The organism is Pantoea stewartii subsp. stewartii, assembly GCF_008801695.1.
Classification (GTDB): Bacteria; Pseudomonadota; Gammaproteobacteria; order Enterobacterales; family Enterobacteriaceae; genus Pantoea; species Pantoea stewartii.
Window position 1 is genome coordinate 1 of the sequence record NZ_VZPF01000093.1, and the last position, 16712, is coordinate 16712.

The following is a 16712-nucleotide window of genomic DNA, read 5'->3' on the forward strand; positions in this document are numbered from 1 at the left end:
AATGGAGGCGAAGCGCCTCAAGGAGCCATGTCCGGTGTTTCACGCGATAGTGTCCATTAAAAAATGATGGACACTATTTTCCCGGAACCGGAGCCCGCTGCACAGACGGTTTAAATGTGACGCTTACCATTAAGCCCTTAATTGCCAGATTTATGACGTTCTTTATGCCGTAAAAGCCGAACCTCATAGCTTAAACATGCATAAAATATTACGTTCAGGCGTTTTTTACGCTGAGGTATGGTTAACCCCGAACGGGGCGGCTATGCTTGCGGTGCGGCACTAACCGCAGGAATACCGTGCTGGTATAGGTTTTTACTATTAAACGTCCACTGAATAATGATTCATTGTGTCACTGATTTTTAAATCATAAAAACGCAATGTCGGATCACTGATGTGCAGCGTTGTTATAACCCGCTCAGGAGGATTAAAAACATGTTCAACCAACGTAAAAAATGGTTGTCAGGTGTGGTTGCTGGGGTGCTGATGGCTGCTTCAGCCAGTACCATGGCGGAAGATAAAACGCTGCACGTTTATAACTGGTCGGATTATATTTCGCCCGATACCGTGCCGAACTTTGAAAAGCAGACCGGCATTAAAGTGGTTTATGACGTGTTTGATTCCAACGAAGTGCTGGAAGGCAAACTGATGGCCGGCAGCACCGGCTACGATGTGGTGGTGCCTTCGTCCAGCTTCCTGGCGCGTCAGCTGCAGTCTGGCGTGTTCCAGCCCCTGGATAAAAGCAAACTGCCCAACTATAAAAATCTTGATCCGGCGTTGATGGAGAAGGTTGCCCAACACGATCCGGGTAATAAATATGCCATTCCGTATTTGTGGGGCACCACCGGCATTGGCTACAACGTTGAAAAAGTCAAAGCCGCACTGGGTGCGGATGCGCCGGTCAACAGCTGGGATCTGGTGCTGAAACCTGAGAACCTGGAAAAACTGAAAAGCTGTGGCGTCTCGTTCCTGGATGCACCTGAAGAAATTTTCGCGACCGTGCTGAACTACCTCGGCAAAGATCCGAACAGCAGCGATCCTAAGGATTATTCCGGTGCCGCGACCGATCTGCTGCTGAAGCTGCGTCCAAATATTCGTTACTTCCACTCGTCGCAATACATTAACGATCTGGCCAACGGCAACATCTGTGTGGCGATCGGCTGGTCCGGCGATATTCTTCAGGCAAAAAATCGCGCGGAAAAAGCGAAGAACGGCGTCAACATTGGCTACAGCGTACCGAAAGAGGGCGCACTGGCGTTCTTTGATATGATGGCAATTCCTAAAGATGCCAAAGATGTGGACGCGGCTTACACCTGGCTGAACTACATCATGGATCCGAAAGTCATCGCTGACGTGTCCAACAAAATGAATTATGCCAACGGCAATAAAGCGTCTCTGCCGCTGATTAATGCCGATATCCGCAACAATCCGGGCATTTACCCTACGCCCGATGCCATGGCCAAATTGTTTGTACTGAAGGTACAGGATCCGAAACTGGATCGTGTGCGCACGCGTGCATGGACTAAGGTTAAAAGCGGTAAGTAACGAAACGGCATGTCCTGCTACAGCAACAGAGGCGCAGTCCCGGCCTCTGTTGTGCCATTTTTAGCGGCACTGTTTGCCGCGTTGTTCCGCCTGGCTCCGGAGAGATATGAGTGAACGATGCCATCCCACGCCCGCAGACTAAAACGGCAAAAGCGTTAACGCCGTTACTGGAAATTCGTAATCTGACAAAATCCTTTGACGGCCAGCATGCCGTGGACGATGTCAGCCTGACTATTTATAAAGGCGAAATTTTTGCCCTGCTCGGCGCATCCGGCTGTGGTAAATCGACCTTACTCCGCATGCTGGCAGGCTTTGAACAGCCCACCAGCGGGCAGATTGTGCTGGATGGACACGATCTGTCGCATGTCGCGCCCTATCAGCGTCCTATTAATATGATGTTTCAGAGTTACGCGCTGTTTCCCCACATGACGGTGGAGCAGAACATTGCGTTCGGGCTGAAACAGGACAAGCTGGCTAAAGGCGAAATTACCAGCCGTGTCGAAGAAATGTTATCGCTGGTACATATGCAGGAGTTTGCTAAGCGCAAACCCCATCAACTTTCGGGCGGTCAGCGTCAGCGCGTGGCGCTGGCGCGCAGCCTGGCAAAACGGCCAAAACTGCTGCTGCTGGATGAGCCAATGGGCGCGCTCGATAAAAAGCTGCGCGATCGGATGCAGCTGGAAGTGGTGGATATCCTGGAACGGGTGGGGGCAACCTGCGTGATGGTGACGCATGATCAGGAAGAAGCCATGACGATGGCGGGGCGCATCGCTATCATGAACCGGGGCAAATTTGTGCAGATCGGCGAGCCGGAGGAGATTTATGAGCATCCGACCAGCCGCTACAGCGCGGAATTTATCGGTTCGGTCAATGTGTTTGAAGGTCTGCTGCGTGAGCGTCAGGCAGATGGCCTGGTGATTGACAGCCCGGGCCTGAAACATCCGCTTAAAGTCGATTCGGACGTGTCGGTGGTCGATAACGTGCCGGTACATGTTGCGCTGCGCCCGGAAAAAGTGATGCTGTGCGAAACGGTGCCGGCGGATGGCTGTAACTTTGCCGTCGGTGAAGTGGTCCATATTGCCTACCTGGGCGATCTGTCCATTTATCACGTGCGCCTGCACAGCGGTCAGATGCTGAGCGCCCAGTTGCAAAATGAACATCGCTACCGCAAAGGGCTACCGACATGGGGCGATGAAGTCCGCCTGTGCTGGGACAGCGACAGCTGCGTGGTGTTGACGGTTTAAGGAGGCGGGATGAGCCAGATTTTTCAACGCACTAAAGCCCCTGCCAAACTGCTGGGCACGCCGCTGCAGCGCTGGGCAACGCGCGTCAAAATGCAGCACGGGCGCAAGCTGGTCATTGCCTTACCTTACATATGGCTGACGCTGTTCTTTCTGCTGCCTTTCCTGATCGTGCTTAAGATCAGTTTTGCCGACATTGCGCGCGCCATTCCGCCCTATACCGAACTGGTTAACTGGGCTGACGATCAGCTGAGCCTAGTGCTCAATCTGGGCAACTACGTCACGCTCAGCGACGATCCGCTCTACATTGACGCCTATCTGCAGTCATTAAAAGTGGCCGCTATCTCGACGGTGATTTGCCTGCTGATAGGTTATCCGCTGGCGTGGGCGGTCGCGCACAGTAAGCCTTCAATGCGATCCATCCTGCTGCTGCTGGTGATTCTGCCCTCATGGACATCGTTTCTGGTGCGGGTTTATGCGTGGATGGGGCTGCTGAACAATAACGGTATTCTTAATCGTTTCCTGCTGTGGCTGGGGGTGATCGATCATCCGCTGATCATCCTGTATACCAACACGGCGGTGTACATTGGCATCGTCTACTGCTATCTGCCGTTTATGGTGCTGCCGATCTATACCGCGCTGACGCGCATTGATTATTCGCTGGTGGAAGCCTCGCTGGACCTGGGCGCGCGTCCGCTGAAAACCTTCTTTAGCGTGATTGTGCCGCTGACCAAAGGCGGCATCATTGCCGGATCCATGCTGGTGTTTATTCCGGCGGTCGGCGAGTACGTGATCCCTGAGCTGCTGGGCGGCCCGGACAGTATTATGATTGGCCGCATTCTGTGGCAGGAGTTCTTTAACAACCGTGACTGGCCGGTGGCGTCGGCACTGGCGGTGATCATCTTACTGATTTTGATTTTGCCGATTATCTGGTTCCACAAACACCAAAACCGCGAAATGGGAGAGAAGGGATGAACAATCTGCCAACGATCCGCTCTCCCTGGCGCACAGTCATCCTGGCCTGCTGCTTTTTATTTCTCTACGCGCCGATGCTGCTGCTGGTGGTTTACTCCTTCAACAGCTCGCAGCTGGTGACGGTGTGGGAAGGATTTTCCTTCCACTGGTATCAGGTGTTGTTCCAGGACGATGCCATGATCGATGCGGTGGTGCTGAGCCTGACCATCGCCGCGCTTTCTGCCACCATGGCGGTGGTGCTGGGCACGATGGCGGCGGTAATTATCGTGCGCTTTGGGCGTTTTCGTGGGCATAACGGCTTTGCCTTTATGCTGACCGCACCGCTGGTGATGCCGGATGTGATTACCGGTCTGTCGCTGTTACTGCTCTTTGTGGGGCTCGGTAATGCGCTGGGCTGGCCAACCGAACGCGGCACGCTGACCATCTGGCTGGCGCACGTGACCTTCTGTACAGCCTACGTGGCGGTGGTGATTAACTCGCGCCTGCGTGAGCTGGACCGTTCCATTGAAGAGGCGGCGATGGATCTGGGCGCGACGCCGTTGAAGGTGTTTTTCGTGATTACGGTGCCGATGATTGCACCCGCTATCGTCACCGGCTGGCTGCTGGCCTTTACCTTATCGCTGGACGATCTGGTGATTGCCAGCTTTGTCACCGGACCGGGCGCGACAACGTTGCCGATGGCGATTTTTGCCACGGTGCGTCGTGGGGTCAATCCGGAGATTAACGCCCTGGCGTCACTCATCCTGTTTGTCGTGGGCATTGTCGGTTTTATCGCCTGGCGCGTGATGGCGCATGAAGAAAAACAGCGTTTAAGCGATATTCAGAAAGCTAAACGTGGCTGAAATGCCTGACGTTTGCCAATATAGATAAAGGCTGGTTTATCCAGCCTTTTTATCGCGTGGCGGAGTCGAGGACATGTCGGAAACCCTGAAGCACAGTTCTGTTTTACCGGATGCGCCGGTGCCCGTTACGGTGGCCGGCATCGCCATTATTGCCACGCGCTGCCTCAGCGTGCTGATGCTGGTGAACGCGCTGGGCTATACCGAAATCATCAACTTTCTCCATCGCAGTGCGCAGTCCTGGGATTCCACGTTGATTTTCATTGCCAGTCAGATCATTTTTTTATTTGAGCTGCGCTGTGCCTTTACCCTGATGCGCGGGAGCAATCGCGGGCGCTGGGGATTTGTCGTGGTGCAGATTGTGGTGTTGTGCTACATGCTGATGGCCTCCACGGGCGGGATCTATCCGGAAATTTTCAGTATTGACGGCGAAAGTAATCTGCAGATCATTCACCACACCTTGCAGCAAAAACTGCCCGACCTGGCGGTATTCCTGCTGTTGTTTCTGCCCGCCAGTAGCCGCGCATTTTTTCGCAAGCGGTGATACAATCGCGCTCCGCTCACCCTCCCGACAGGCAATACAGGCTTTACCATGCAATGCGCGCTCTATGACGCTAACCGCTGCCGCTCATGCCAGTGGCTCGAAAAACCCTATTCACAGCAGCTTGATGAAAAACAGTCTCTGCTGGCCCAACTGCTGGCTGATGTTCCGGTTGCAACCTGGCTGCCGCCGGTCGCCTCGGCCCAGGAAGGGTTTCGTAATAAAGCGAAGATGGTGGTCAGTGGAAGTGTAGAGCGGCCTGTTTTTGGCATCGTGCAGCGCAACGGCGAGGCCGTCGATCTGTCGGACTGTCCGCTTTACCCTGACCGTTTTTCACCAGTGCTGGCAACCTTAAAACCGTTTATCGCGCGCGCGGGGTTAACGCCATACAACATTGAACGCCAGCGCGGTGAGCTGAAGTATCTGCTGCTGACGGAAAGCACGCAGGGCGGCATGATGCTGCGCTTTGTTCTGCGCTCGCACACGAAGCTGGCACAACTGCGAGCTGCGCTGCCCTGGCTTCAGCAACAGCTGCCGCAACTGACGGTGATCTCCGCCAATATCCAGCCGGTTCATATGGCCATTCTGGAAGGGGAGGAGGAGATTCCGTTAACGCCGACCCAGTCGCTGGCAGAAACGTTCAATGGGGTGCCCTTGTGGATCCGCCCTCAGAGTTTTTTCCAGACCAATCCTCAGGTCGCTAGTGCGCTGTATGCCACGGCGCGCGACTGGGTCCGTGCGCTCCCGGTAACCAGCATGTGGGATCTGTTCTGCGGGGTGGGCGGATTTGGCCTGCATTGCGCGTCGCCGTCCCTGCAGCTTACCGGGATTGAAATCAGCGCCGAAGCGATTCGCTGTGCAGAACGCTCTGCCGATACGCTGGGCCTGGATAATGTCAGTTTTGCCGCGCTGGATTCCACCGCGTTTGCATTGGGACGCGAAGCGGTGCCGCAGCTGGTGCTGGTCAATCCACCGCGTCGGGGGATTGGCCGTGAGTTGTGTGAGTATCTCCGTGCGATGGCACCGGATTATGTACTTTATTCAAGCTGTAATGCACAGACCATGGCGCAGGATATCGCCCGGCTCAGTGACTACAGGGTAACGCAGGTCCAGCTGTTTGATATGTTCCCGCACACCGCGCATTATGAGGTGCTGACGCTGTTGACGCATCAACGTCAGGGCGGGCCAGCCAGGTAAGCTGCTGAACTGAGGACAGTGCAGAACCGGTCAGCAGAGTACGCGGCTGGCCCATAAACCTTATTCAGGAAACCATTGCTGGTTGATTTTCTGCCAGGTGCCGTTGGCTTTAAGTGCCGCCAGTGCCTGGTTAAGTTTCTCACGCAGGCCGTCGTTACCTTTGCGTACCGCAATGCCTAAGCCGGTCCCAAAATAATCGGCGTCCGTCACATGCTCACCTACACTGGCCAGATCGCTGTTGGTTTTTAACCACTGATTGACCACCGCGCTGTCGCCAAACACGCCGTCAAGACGGCCGCTTTTCATATCCAGAATGGCATTCTGATAGCTGTCATAAGCCACCACCTTGATGTCCGGATGTTTGTCCTGCAGGTATTTCTGATGTGTGGTGCCGTTTTCGACGCCTACACGTTTACCGTTCAGATCACTTATCGCGCTGAATGTGCCTTTCGGAGCAATCACAATCGCCGAGTTGGCATAATAAGGCTGGGTGAAATCGACCTGTTTGCTGCGCTCGGCCGTGATGTCCATGCCGGCAATGACGGCATCATATCGGCGAAACTTCAGCGAGGGGATCAGGCTGTCAAATGCCGTATTGGTAAACGAGCATTCCGCTTTCATCTGCTGGCAAAGGGCCTTTGCCAGATCAATATCAAAGCCGACAATCTGGTTGTCGCTGTTCAGCGATTCAAAAGGGGGATAGGTAGCAGAGGTGGCGAAACGAATTTTCTCAGCGGCCTGCGCGCTTACCGCCAGGCTTACCAGTACTGCAGCAATCATCCATTTTTTCATTACAGGCTCCCTGGCCATCAGTCACATAACATACAGGGGAGTAAGATGCCAGATAATGAATTTTTATGCAATAAATGTGACTGAAAATTACTCAGGCAGGTTTCCCTGCCTGAAGATCAGTCGCGACGCTCGAAGGCCAGAGCGCGTTTTTCGATCAGGCGCATCAGAAGGGTAAGCAGGCCGTTAACGCACAGGTAAATCAGTCCCGCAGCCGCATAAACCGTGACATCGTAGGTCCGGCCATACAGTAACTGACCGTGTCCCATGACTTCCATCAGCGTAATCGTAAACGCCAGCGAGGTGCCCTTAAAGACCAACACGACTTCATTGGAGTAAGAGGAGAGTGCACGCTTAAACGCATAAGGCAGCAAAATGCGCAGGCTTTGTCTGGGCGTCATGCCCAGCGCCTCGCAGTACTGCCACTGACCGGCAGGTATCGCCCGCACCGCACCGTAAAACAGCTGCGTGGTATAGGCAGCACTGTTCAGCGACAACGCCAGCATGGCACACAACCAGGGTTGTGACAGCAGATGCCACAGCCACGGCAGTTTTTGCAGGCTGGGAAACTGACCGGGCCCGTAGTAGATCAGGAAAATCTGCACCAGCAGCGGGGTGCCGGTAAACAGCGTGATAAATCCTTTAATCAGGGGCGAAAACAGCGGTGTTTTCAGGGTCAGTGCAATGGTAAACATCAGCGACAGACACAGCGCGACCACCAGCGACGCCGCAGTCAGTGTCAGGCTGGTATGAAGCCCTTTCAACATTTCGGGTAAATATTGCAGCATCAGCTGTTCCCCCGTTCAAAACGGGTTGTACGGTGTTCAATACGACGCAGCACTGCCTGGCTAAACAGCGTAATCACCAGGTAAATGGCTGCCGCAATCAGGAACCAGGTAAAGGGCTCCTGCGTACGCGTAGCGATGCTTTTGGTTTGCAACATCAGGTCGTTAACGCTGATAAGCGACACCAGCGCAGTGTCCTTCAGCAAGACCAGCCACTGGTTACCCAGACCGGGCAGCGCATGACGCCACATCTGCGGCATGATGAGGCGGAAAAAGATCGCCGACCTCCTCATGCCCAGCGCCTGGCCCGATTCCCATTGACCGACCGGCACGGCTTTTAACGCACCGCGCAGCGTTTGTGACGCATAGGCGGCGTAAAGCATAGCCAGTGCAATCACGCCACACAGGAACGGGCTGACATCAAAATTTTCGATCTGCATCTTAACCGGTACGCTGAACAGACCGAAATGTAGCGTAAAACCGTCAGACAGCGTCAGGAGCAGTTGCGAGGCACCAAAGTAGATAAACAGCACCACCAGAATCTCTGGCAGGCCGCGAATCAGGGTGACCAGTGCGGTGCCTGCCCAGGCGAGCGGACGCAGCCGCATTGACTCCCAGCCAGCAAAAATCATCGCCAGCACAAGGCCAGCGATGAGGGCACAAACAGCAAGGCCGACGGTCATGCCGGCAGCGCTTGCAAGCGGAATTATTTCATTCATCAGAGATTACTGCTGAAACCATTTGTTGTAGATGGTTTTGTAAGTACCATTGGCCTTGATTTTATCAAGCGCGGTGTTGAACTTGCCTTGCAGCTCGGTATTACCCTGACGAACGGCGATGCCCAGGCCGGTGCCAAAGTAGGCTTTATCCGTGACTTTCTCACCCACCGGGGCCAGATTCGCGTTTTGTTTCAGCCACTCGTTTACCACGGCGCTGTCGCCAAAGACCGCATCAATACGGCCATTTTTCAGGTCAAGCATGGCATTCTGATAGCTGTCATAAGGGACAACGGTGATGTCACTGTGTTTGTCGGCCAGGTATTTCTGATGTGTGGTGCCGTTTTGCACGCCTACACGTTTACCTTTCAGCGCGTCAACACTGGCCACTTTGCCTTTCTGCGCCACGAAAATCGCAGAGTTATCGTAGTAAGGCTTGCTGAACAGCACCTGCTTTTCACGCTCAGGCGTAATGTCCATACCGGCCATAACGGCATCGAAACGGCGGAATTTCAGGCTTGGGATCAGGCTGTCAAAAGACTGGTTGGTAAAGGTACAGGTTGCATCCATCTCTTTACACAGCGCATTCGCCAGATCGACGTCGAAGCCCTGAATTTTGTTGTTGGCATCGACAAATTCAAACGGAGGATAGGAGGCCTCGGTGGCAATACGAATAGTTTCAGCGGCGGAGGCGCTTAAACTCAATCCGGCAAGCAGTGCAGCAAGTACGACTTTTTTCATTTTTAGCATCCTGACTTAGTGCGAAAGATAATGTGCAAACGCCTCGGTTTGCGGCTGTGTAAAGCGGCTGGCATCACCCTGTTCCACGATATGCCCGTTTTCCATATAAACTACACGGCTGGCCGTTTTACGGGCCACGTCCACTTCGTGCGTCACGATAACCTGTGTAATCTGCGTCTGAGCCAGCTCGCGGATAATACTGACGATCTGGGCGGTGATTTCAGGGTCGAGCGCGGCAGTGGGTTCATCAAATAACAGCACCTGCGGCTCCATCATCAGCGCACGGGCAATGGCTACGCGTTGCTGTTGCCCGCCAGAAAGGTGCAGGGGGAAACGGTCGCTATAGCTGGTCAGGCGCAGACGATCGAGGAGCTTGTCGGCTCTGGCGCGTGCGTCGGCCTTGCTCAGGCCCAGTACACGGCAGGGGGCTTCCATCAGGTTTTGCAGCACCGTCAGGTGCGGCCAGAGATTATATTGCTGGAAGACCATTCCGACATTTTGACGAAGCTCGCGTATCGCGGCCTCTGAAGGGGTTTTGCTGAAGTCGAAATCATTACCTGCAATGTGCAACTGGCCTGAGCGTGGGCGCTCAAGCAGATTCAGCACGCGCAACAGCGAACTTTTTCCTGCGCCGCTTGGGCCAAGCAGCACCAGCGTTTCGCCCTGCGGACATTCCAGGTTAATGTCAAACAGCGCCTGGTGAGCACCGTAGAAACAATTAATCGCGTTTAGTTGAATACTCATGCGCCAATTTTGAATAGCTATTAGTTTTGCGGATTTTAACGTCACCAAAATAGTTATGCAATTAAGGTGGCTTAAAATTTACGAATAAGCGGTAAACACACAAAAGATTAGCACAAGATATCGCGAGACAAGGCGGTGAGAAGACGGGGAACCGGAGGTGGCGCGGGATAAAAACGCACGGCCTGGCAGCCGGCGTTTTTATCTGCAGATGTCAAAAAGCGTTTATTTCTTTGTTTTTTCAAGCAGCTGGCTAAGCGATCCTCCGCCAGGATGCGGGACATCTGCCACATAGCGGACATCATCGACGACCCAGCAACTGCCCTGATGAATCATCAGCACTTCGTCCTGCCACTGTTTGTCACCGCGGCTCATTTTCACGCGCAGGGGAATGTTACGGGCATCCCGGTTAGGAATCGTGGAAGCATCGGCAACGTCAACCCCGGTTGGCCCCTGAGCCAGGCTGGAGAAGAGATCGCCGTTGCGCCACGTCGCCGCATCCGGACGTTGGCTGGCTTGCAGCAGCGCCTGATAAAGTCCATCGCTCAGGTAAGGGCGATACTGTGCCAGCGTCGCGGTATCAGGCAGGCCGGATGAAGGATGCTCGATACGCATGTCGTAAAAACGCTGGGCGACGGTGTCCGGGCCACCTTCCACGCAGGGGGCCATGCGCGGGCCATTATCCTTGATTACCGGCTCGACCGTCGTACAGGCACTCAGCAGCAGCGCAGCCGGGAGCAAAAGCGCAAAACCTTTGTTTCTCATCTCGATTTCCTTATTGTTCTCTGGCAAGGTGCTTTTTTAACATAGAGTATAGCCCTGCTTTTAGGTGAAAGAGCCTTTGACCCGTTTCGGTAACAGGAGAGTACGATGAAATTGTCAACAACCCCGACGCTGGAAGGACACAGCATCACGGAATACTGCGGCGTAGTCACCGGTGAAGCGATTCTGGGGGCCAATATATTCCGCGATTTTTTCGCCGGGATTCGCGATATTGTGGGCGGCCGCTCGGGCGCTTATGAGAAAGAGTTGCGTAAAGCGCGCGAGATCGCGTTTAAAGAGCTGGAAGACCAGGCCAGATCGCTAGGAGCGAACGCGGTGGTGGGCATTGATATTGACTATGAAACCGTAGGGAAAGACAGCAGCATGCTGATGGTTAGCGTCAGCGGCACGGCGGTTGTTATTCGTTGAAACGACTCCTGTGCTGTCTGATGGCGCTGCTGCTGGCGGGCTGCCACTCAGGCATTGAATCACGATCGGGCTACTGGGTTGATTTGCGCCATCCCGCGCAGGGCGCGCGTCCGCGCGTGAAGGTGGTGGTGATTCACTATACCGCTGAGGATTTCTCCTCCTCGCTGGCTACGCTAACTGACCGTGACGTCAGCGTGCATTATCTTATTCCCCGCCAGCCACCGCAGCGCAACGGTAAAGGCATTATCTGGCAACTGGTACCGGAGCAGGATCTGGCCTGGCATGCCGGCGCCAGCTTCTGGCGCGGCGCAACCCGTATTAACGACACCTCGGTGGGCATCGAACTGGTGAACAACGGCTATCGCCGGACGCCGGCCGGAGTGACGTGGCAACCGTTTCCCCCTGCGCAGATTCGCACCCTGGCGGCGCTGGTACGGGATATAACGCAGCGCTATGGCATCGCACCGGAAAATATTGTGGGCCACAGCGATATCGCGCCGCAGCGTAAGCAGGATCCCGGCCCGCTGTTTCCCTGGCAGCAACTGGCCGCTGAGGGCATTGGCGCGTGGCCCGATCCACAACGCGTGGCGTTTTATCTGGCCGGACGCGATCGTTACGCCGCTGTGCCAGCCGTAACCCTGCTGGAGTGCTTGCAGCGTTATGGTTATCAGGTAACGGAAGGAATGAGCGCGGACGAGCAACAGAAACTGATTGCCGCCTTTCAGATGCATTTTCGTTCTGCAAACATTCAGGGCTTCGCGGATGCCGAAACCCTGGCGATAGCGCAGGCCCTGCTGGAGAAATACGGCACAGCTCAATAATCCCTCGATCACGGCGCTGTGGCGAGTTCAGCGGCCTGCGTAAGGCGAGGCGGGCAGGTTCACCGCATCCGATGCCGCATCAGGACGGTGCTGTGCCAGGAAGGCCCGCCAGTGGCCGAGCACCGTTTCAAGCGCGGGACGCTCAGCATCCAGATGGGTCACAATCCGTGTTACCGGGCCCACACTCATCAGGACGTTGTGCGCATGCATCCACTGGCCCAGCGCCGTAACCTGATCGACCGGGATGCGCACGAACAGCATATTCGTCTGCTGCTCAGCGACGTCAATCCCCATCTTTTGCAGTTCCTGTCCCAGCCAGGCGGCGTTGTCGTGGTCCGTTTGCAAACGCGTAACGTTGTGTTGCAGCGCATACAGGCCCGCCGCCGCCAGAATACCGGCCTGGCGCATGCCTCCGCCGGCCATTTTGCGCCAGCGGCGTGCACGTTCGATATAGGCTGCCTCGCCGCAAAGTAGCGAGCCTACCGGCGCGCCCAGGCCCTTCGACAGACAAATGGTCAAGGTATCGCAATAGCGGGCAATGTTTTCCAGCGTGGTTTGCTGTGCGGCGACCGCATTGAAAATGCGAGCACCGTCGATATGCAGCGCCAGTTTATGTGCTCGGGTAAAATGCCAGGCCTGCTCCAGGTAGGCAGCGGGTAACACTTTACCATGATGGGTATTTTCCAGGCTCAGCAGCCGGGTGCGGGCAAAATGGATGTCGTCGGGTTTAATAACGTCTGCCACGACATCCAGCGGCAAACTGCCGTCTGCTGCTGCGAGAATGGGTTGGGGCTGGATACTGCCCATCACCGCCGCGCCGCCGGCTTCATATTTATAATTGTGCGCCTGCTGGCCCACAATATACTCTTCGCCGCGTTCGCAGTGGCTGAGCAGGGCCACCAGGTTCGCCTGCGTGCCGGTAGGGAAAAACAGCGCTGCCGCTTTACCACTCAGACGTGCGGCTTCGGCTTCCAGTGCATTGACGGTGGGATCATCGCGATAGACGTCATCACCGGTTTCAGCGGCCATCATCGCCTGTAACATCGCGCTGCCGGGACGGGTGACGGTATCACTGCGTAAATCGATCATCGGGCGCTCCTGGTCTACGGAAAACAGGCGGGCAGAGAACCCGCCCGCAAGAGCACTCTGTTTTACCGTAGCCAGTTGGTTTTTGCCAGCTCCAGCACTTCGTCACCCCGCCCATTGATGATGGCACGGAGCATATAGAGGCTGAATCCTTTGGCCTGTTCCAGCTTGATCTCCGGCGGCATAGCCAGCTCTTCCTTCGCGGTGATCACATCCACTAGCACCGGGCCGTCATGGGCAAAGGCCTGTTCCAGTGCGCCATTGAGTTCTGACGCTTTTTCAACCCGAATACCTTTCACGCCGCAGGCCTCGGCAATGGCCGCAAAGTCAGGATTATGCAGATCCGTCCCGTCAGTCAGGTAGCCGCCCGCTTTCATTTCCATGGCGACAAACCCCAGCGAACTGTTGTTAAAAATGACCAGTTTGACAGGCAATTTCAGCTGTGCGACGGTCAGAAAATCACCCATCAGCATGCTGAATCCACCATCGCCACAGAGCGCCACGACCTGACGGTCCCGGTTAAGCGACTGTGCACCCATCGCTTGTGGCATGGCGTTCGCCATCGAACCGTGATTAAACGATCCGAGCAGGCGACGCTTGCCGTTCATCTTCAGATAACGCGCCGCCCACACGGTCGGCGTGCCCACATCGCAGGTAAAAATAGCATCTTCGTCAGCCAGTTCACTGATTTGCTGAGCCAGATACTGCGGGTGAATGGGCTGCCTGTCGTTCGCGGTGGCCAGCGCATCCAAATCCTTACGCGCTTCCGCGTAGTGTTTCAGCGCACTGTCGAGATGATGCTGATCGGTTTTCACCTGCAGCTTCGGCAGTAACGCGCGCAGCGTCGTTTTGACATCACCGACGTACGCCTGGTCGACATGACAGTGCGATCCCAGACTGCCGGGATTAATATCGATTTGAATGATGTTGGCTTTCTCAGGGTAGAAGGCGCGATAGGGGAACTGAGTACCCAACAGCACCAGCGTATCCGCATTCATCATGGCATGATAACCCGAGGAGAAACCGATTAGCCCGGTCATGCCTACATCGTACGGGTTGTCATATTCGATATGCTCTTTGCCGCGCAACGCATGCACAACAGGGGCTTTCAGCGTTGCCGCCAGTTGCACCACTTCCTCATGCGCACCGGCACAGCCGCTGCCGCACATCAGCGTAATATTGCGGGCGTCATTCAGTGTTTGTGTCAGGGTCGCCAGTTCATCGGCAGACGGCAACACGACGGGTAGCTGCGGTGGATACCACTCTGCACGCGCAGCATCGGGAGCGGGTTGCAGCGCCACATCGCCCGGCAGCACCACCACGGAAACCCCACGGTTCAGAATCGCTTTGCGCATGGCAATGCCCAATACCTGGGGCAACTGCTCGGGATTGGAGACCAGTTCGCAATAGTGACTGCACTCGCGAAACAACTCTTGTGGATGCGTTTCCTGGAAGTAACCGCTGCCGATCTCACTGGACGGGATGTGGGCGGCAATGGCCAGTACCGGAACGCGATTGCGGTGGCAGTCGAACAGCCCGTTAATCAGATGCAGGTTACCTGGCCCACAGGAACCCGCGCAGACCGCAAGCGTGCCACTGGCATGCGCTTCCGCACCCGCAGCAAAAGCTGCCACTTCTTCATGGCGGGTAGGCATCCACTCAATGGTGCCCATTTTGTTCAGACTGTCAGTGAGTCCGTTTAACGAGTCACCTGTGACGCCCCAAATACGTTTTACACCGGCGTTTTCCAGCGTTTTGGCCACCAGCGCCGCGACGGTTTGTTTCATCTTCATCTCCTTGGTCATTCGTTGCCATCCCGGGGAGGGCAGAATTAAACAGCTACCAAGAAGCGTAGACGAGAGTCATTCAACTCTACCGTAAAAAATTGCATCAAAAGTTGAATTTCGCGCTCAGGCTGAGAACAGCGCAATAAGCACGGGCGCGGCCAGGCTCATAATAAATCCATGCACGATCGCCGCCGGCACAATATCGGTACCGCCTGCACGTTGTAAAACGGGCAGGGTAAAATCCATTGACGTCGCGCCGCACAAGCCCAGCGCGCTGCTGCGGTGGCGGGCGATCAGCGCGGGAATCAGCATAATGGCGATAAGCTCTCGCAGCAGGTCATTAAAAAAAGCGGCACTGCCGATCACTGGCCCAAAGGCTTCTGTCATCAGAATGCCGGAAAGGGAATACCAGCCAAAGCCACTGGCGAGTGCCAGGCCGGTTTTAAGGGGGAGCCCCAGTATCAGCGCCGCTATAATGCCACCCAGTAAGCCACTCAGCAGGACGACACAGGCAATCGTCATCCCCCGGCGATTCAGGATAATCTGGCGCAGCGTCATGCCGCTGCCGCGCAGTTGAATACCGACCAGCAAGAGCAGGAAGAACAAGGCATATTCACTGGCTGCGGATGCATGGTGCAGCCAGGGCCATTGCGTAAGGCCCAGCGCAAAGCCGAGGACTACGACGCCGCACAACGTCAGCGATTCCAGCGCCATATGTAAACGTGACGGCAGTTTTTGCTGTTTATGATGATGTTGCCAGGGCATCCGCTGTTCCAGCCAGCGCAATGCCAGCAGGTTGCACAGTAAAATACAGCCCGCAGCGACGGATGCCGTATAAAAAACGGTGATCAGATTGCTGCTGAGGTTGTCCAGAAAAGCCAGGCTGATGCCCATAAAAAACAGAATGACGTAGACCATCCAGCCCAGCAGACGATTTACCGCCTTAAGAAACCTGGCCTGCCGGACGGGTAACAGCCAGCCAGCGAAGAGCGGGAGTAGAATCAGTAACAGTCCTGAATACATAATGAAAAGATCGTCCATGTTAAAATTGACGCTACGCTAACGAAAAAGCACAGGGGAGTAAACCCTGACGGTAAAGTCACCTGACCGCCAGAGCAACGCGTTCTCTTCTTCGGTCAGCTCAGAGGATAAAGCGCTATGAATCTGGAACATATCGATATCCGGGGATTTCGCGGCATTAATCAGCTTTCTCTTCCGTTAACGCGCATTAACCTGTTGATCGGCGAAAATGCCTGGGGGAAATCCAGTCTGCTGGATGCACTGAGTCTGCTGCTGTCACCGCACACGCGCGAGTATGTTTTTACGTCTGACGATTTTCATTTTACGCCAGGTGACAGGGACGACCAGGTGCATCGCCTGTCTGTGGTTTTTCATTTTCGTGAGGATGAGGCAGAAACCAGCGGACCACTTGCGCCTTTCTGGCTAAATAACTGCTCGGAATAGTAGATCCCTTAGAGGGAACTCAGTCCGGTTTATGCGATCTGATCAATCGCTGAATATCCCAAATCACCAGCCGGACTGAGCAATGTCGATCATAGCACCAATACCCAGAACCGAACGACGCCTGATGCAGAAAACTATCCATAAAACAAAGGACAAAAACCACGCCCGGCGGCTCACCGCCATGCTGATGCTGCATCGTGGTGACACCGTCAGTCATGTTGCCAGAACACTCTGCTGTGCCCGCTCATCGATTGGT

Annotated in this window: 16 protein-coding genes and 3 pseudogenes; 10 read left to right on the forward strand and 9 right to left on the reverse strand. The window is 55.1% G+C overall.

The genetic code is table 11. The features are described 5' to 3' along the window. Positions 1–432: 432 nt before the first annotated feature. The 6 genes from potF (at position 433) to rlmC (ending at position 6335) form a co-directional block, all read left to right on the forward strand. Entirely contained in the window at positions 433–1542 is a 1110-nt protein-coding gene (gene potF / locus F7Q90_RS21475; RefSeq protein ID WP_033737662.1) for a spermidine/putrescine ABC transporter substrate-binding protein PotF, read from the forward strand. A 110-nt stretch (positions 1543–1652) separates the two neighbouring features. After that, positions 1653–2786 (forward strand): putrescine ABC transporter ATP-binding subunit PotG, encoded by a 1134-nt coding sequence (gene potG / locus F7Q90_RS21480; protein ID WP_033737661.1) that lies wholly within the window; start codon positions 1653–1655, stop codon positions 2784–2786. Between the two features lie 9 nt (positions 2787–2795). After that, positions 2796–3758 carry a putrescine ABC transporter permease PotH gene (gene potH / locus F7Q90_RS21485; RefSeq protein ID WP_039341374.1) on the forward strand — a complete coding sequence of 321 codons (963 nt, stop codon included), beginning with the start codon at positions 2796–2798 and terminating at the stop codon, positions 3756–3758. Continuing rightward, complete coding sequence (gene potI, locus F7Q90_RS21490) at positions 3755–4600, forward strand: putrescine ABC transporter permease PotI (RefSeq protein ID WP_054687951.1); 846 nt, start codon at positions 3755–3757, stop codon at positions 4598–4600. The genes potH and potI overlap by 4 nt, the downstream gene beginning before the upstream one ends. 73 nt (positions 4601–4673) lie before the next feature. Beyond that, positions 4674–5141 carry a YbjO family protein gene (locus tag F7Q90_RS21495; RefSeq protein WP_033737659.1) on the forward strand — a complete coding sequence of 156 codons (468 nt, stop codon included), beginning with the start codon at positions 4674–4676 and terminating at the stop codon, positions 5139–5141. 48 nt (positions 5142–5189) lie between these two features. Continuing rightward, complete coding sequence (rlmC, locus tag F7Q90_RS21500) at positions 5190–6335, forward strand: 23S rRNA (uracil(747)-C(5))-methyltransferase RlmC (protein ID WP_082999203.1); 1146 nt, start codon at positions 5190–5192, stop codon at positions 6333–6335. A gap of 60 nt (positions 6336–6395) precedes the next feature. Here rlmC and F7Q90_RS21505 read toward each other — a convergent pair whose 3' ends face one another. From F7Q90_RS21505 to F7Q90_RS21530, 6 genes are all read right to left on the reverse strand, one after another. Further along, on the reverse strand, positions 6396–7127 hold the full coding sequence (locus F7Q90_RS21505; protein ID WP_082999204.1) for an arginine ABC transporter substrate-binding protein: 732 nt from the start codon (positions 7125–7127) through the stop codon (positions 6396–6398). A 116-nt stretch (positions 7128–7243) separates the two neighbouring features. Then, on the reverse strand, positions 7244–7912 hold the full coding sequence (artM, locus tag F7Q90_RS21510) for an arginine ABC transporter permease ArtM (protein ID WP_082999205.1): 669 nt from the start codon (positions 7910–7912) through the stop codon (positions 7244–7246). Continuing rightward, complete coding sequence (gene artQ / locus F7Q90_RS21515; RefSeq protein WP_033737656.1) at positions 7912–8628, reverse strand: arginine ABC transporter permease ArtQ; 717 nt, start codon at positions 8626–8628, stop codon at positions 7912–7914. Before artQ ends, artM begins: the two co-directional genes overlap by 1 nt. A gap of 6 nt (positions 8629–8634) precedes the next feature. Continuing rightward, positions 8635–9366: an arginine ABC transporter substrate-binding protein gene (gene artJ, locus F7Q90_RS21520; RefSeq protein WP_082999206.1), complete on the reverse strand. Its 732-nt coding sequence runs from the start codon at positions 9364–9366 to the stop codon at positions 8635–8637. Between the two features lie 15 nt (positions 9367–9381). Beyond that, positions 9382–10110: an arginine ABC transporter ATP-binding protein ArtP gene (gene artP, locus F7Q90_RS21525; protein WP_110267732.1), complete on the reverse strand. Its 729-nt coding sequence runs from the start codon at positions 10108–10110 to the stop codon at positions 9382–9384. Positions 10111–10332: 222 nt separating this feature from the next. Then, the gene (locus F7Q90_RS21530; protein ID WP_058701036.1) at positions 10333–10872 is read right to left on the reverse strand and encodes a lipoprotein; all 540 of its coding nucleotides are present in this window, start codon (positions 10870–10872) and stop codon (positions 10333–10335) included. Positions 10873–10977: 105 nt separating this feature from the next. Here F7Q90_RS21530 and F7Q90_RS21535 point away from each other — a divergent pair, with 105 nt between their 5' ends. Next, complete coding sequence (locus F7Q90_RS21535; RefSeq protein WP_082999207.1) at positions 10978–11298, forward strand: heavy metal-binding domain-containing protein; 321 nt, start codon at positions 10978–10980, stop codon at positions 11296–11298. Between the two features lie 20 nt (positions 11299–11318). Continuing rightward, complete coding sequence (locus F7Q90_RS21540) at positions 11319–12119, forward strand: N-acetylmuramoyl-L-alanine amidase (protein WP_172912617.1); 801 nt, start codon at positions 11319–11321, stop codon at positions 12117–12119. A 90-nt stretch (positions 12120–12209) separates the two neighbouring features. Here F7Q90_RS21540 and ltaE read toward each other — a convergent pair. The 3 genes and pseudogenes from ltaE to F7Q90_RS21555 form a co-directional block, all read right to left on the reverse strand. Then, positions 12210–13208, reverse strand: a pseudogene (ltaE, locus tag F7Q90_RS21545) (low-specificity L-threonine aldolase); the annotation flags it as partial. Positions 13209–13270: 62 nt separating this feature from the next. Continuing rightward, positions 13271–14992 (reverse strand): ubiquinone-dependent pyruvate dehydrogenase, encoded by a 1722-nt coding sequence (gene poxB / locus F7Q90_RS21550; protein WP_033737651.1) that lies wholly within the window; start codon positions 14990–14992, stop codon positions 13271–13273. A 123-nt stretch (positions 14993–15115) separates the two neighbouring features. Then, positions 15116–16015 carry a lysine exporter LysO family protein gene (locus tag F7Q90_RS21555; RefSeq protein WP_082999209.1) on the reverse strand — a complete coding sequence of 300 codons (900 nt, stop codon included), beginning with the start codon at positions 16013–16015 and terminating at the stop codon, positions 15116–15118. Positions 16016–16150: 135 nt separating this feature from the next. Here F7Q90_RS21555 and F7Q90_RS21560 point away from each other — a divergent pair. Continuing rightward, positions 16151–16435 (forward strand): annotated as a pseudogene (locus F7Q90_RS21560) (DUF2813 domain-containing protein); the annotation flags it as partial. Positions 16436–16538: 103 nt separating this feature from the next. Next, positions 16539–16712, forward strand: a pseudogene (locus F7Q90_RS21565) (IS630 family transposase); the annotation flags it as partial.

Excerpts from the sequence above, each read along its gene's own strand:
- potF (WP_033737662.1), top strand. The coding sequence starts at position 433 with ATGTTCAACCAACGTAAAAAATGGTTGTCAGGTGTGGTTGCTGGGGTG.
- potI (WP_054687951.1), top strand. The coding sequence starts at position 3,755 with ATGAACAATCTGCCAACGATCCGCTCTCCCTGGCGCACAGTCATCCTG.
- F7Q90_RS21535 (WP_082999207.1), top strand. The coding sequence starts at position 10,978 with ATGAAATTGTCAACAACCCCGACGCTGGAAGGACACAGCATCACGGAA.
- artJ (WP_082999206.1), bottom strand. The coding sequence starts at position 9,366 with ATGAAAAAAGTCGTACTTGCTGCACTGCTTGCCGGATTGAGTTTAAGC.
- artP (WP_110267732.1), bottom strand. The coding sequence starts at position 10,110 with ATGAGTATTCAACTAAACGCGATTAATTGTTTCTACGGTGCTCACCAG.
- F7Q90_RS21540 (WP_172912617.1), top strand. The coding sequence starts at position 11,319 with ATGGCGCTGCTGCTGGCGGGCTGCCACTCAGGCATTGAATCACGATCG.
- F7Q90_RS21505 (WP_082999204.1), bottom strand. The coding sequence starts at position 7,127 with ATGAAAAAATGGATGATTGCTGCAGTACTGGTAAGCCTGGCGGTAAGC.
- artQ (WP_033737656.1), bottom strand. The coding sequence starts at position 8,628 with ATGAATGAAATAATTCCGCTTGCAAGCGCTGCCGGCATGACCGTCGGC.
- poxB (WP_033737651.1), bottom strand. The coding sequence starts at position 14,992 with ATGAAACAAACCGTCGCGGCGCTGGTGGCCAAAACGCTGGAAAACGCC.
- artM (WP_082999205.1), bottom strand. The coding sequence starts at position 7,912 with ATGCTGCAATATTTACCCGAAATGTTGAAAGGGCTTCATACCAGCCTG.
- potH (WP_039341374.1), top strand. The coding sequence starts at position 2,796 with ATGAGCCAGATTTTTCAACGCACTAAAGCCCCTGCCAAACTGCTGGGC.
- F7Q90_RS21495 (WP_033737659.1), top strand. The coding sequence starts at position 4,674 with ATGTCGGAAACCCTGAAGCACAGTTCTGTTTTACCGGATGCGCCGGTG.
- rlmC (WP_082999203.1), top strand. The coding sequence starts at position 5,190 with ATGCAATGCGCGCTCTATGACGCTAACCGCTGCCGCTCATGCCAGTGG.
- F7Q90_RS21555 (WP_082999209.1), bottom strand. The coding sequence starts at position 16,015 with ATGTATTCAGGACTGTTACTGATTCTACTCCCGCTCTTCGCTGGCTGG.
- F7Q90_RS21530 (WP_058701036.1), bottom strand. The coding sequence starts at position 10,872 with ATGAGAAACAAAGGTTTTGCGCTTTTGCTCCCGGCTGCGCTGCTGCTG.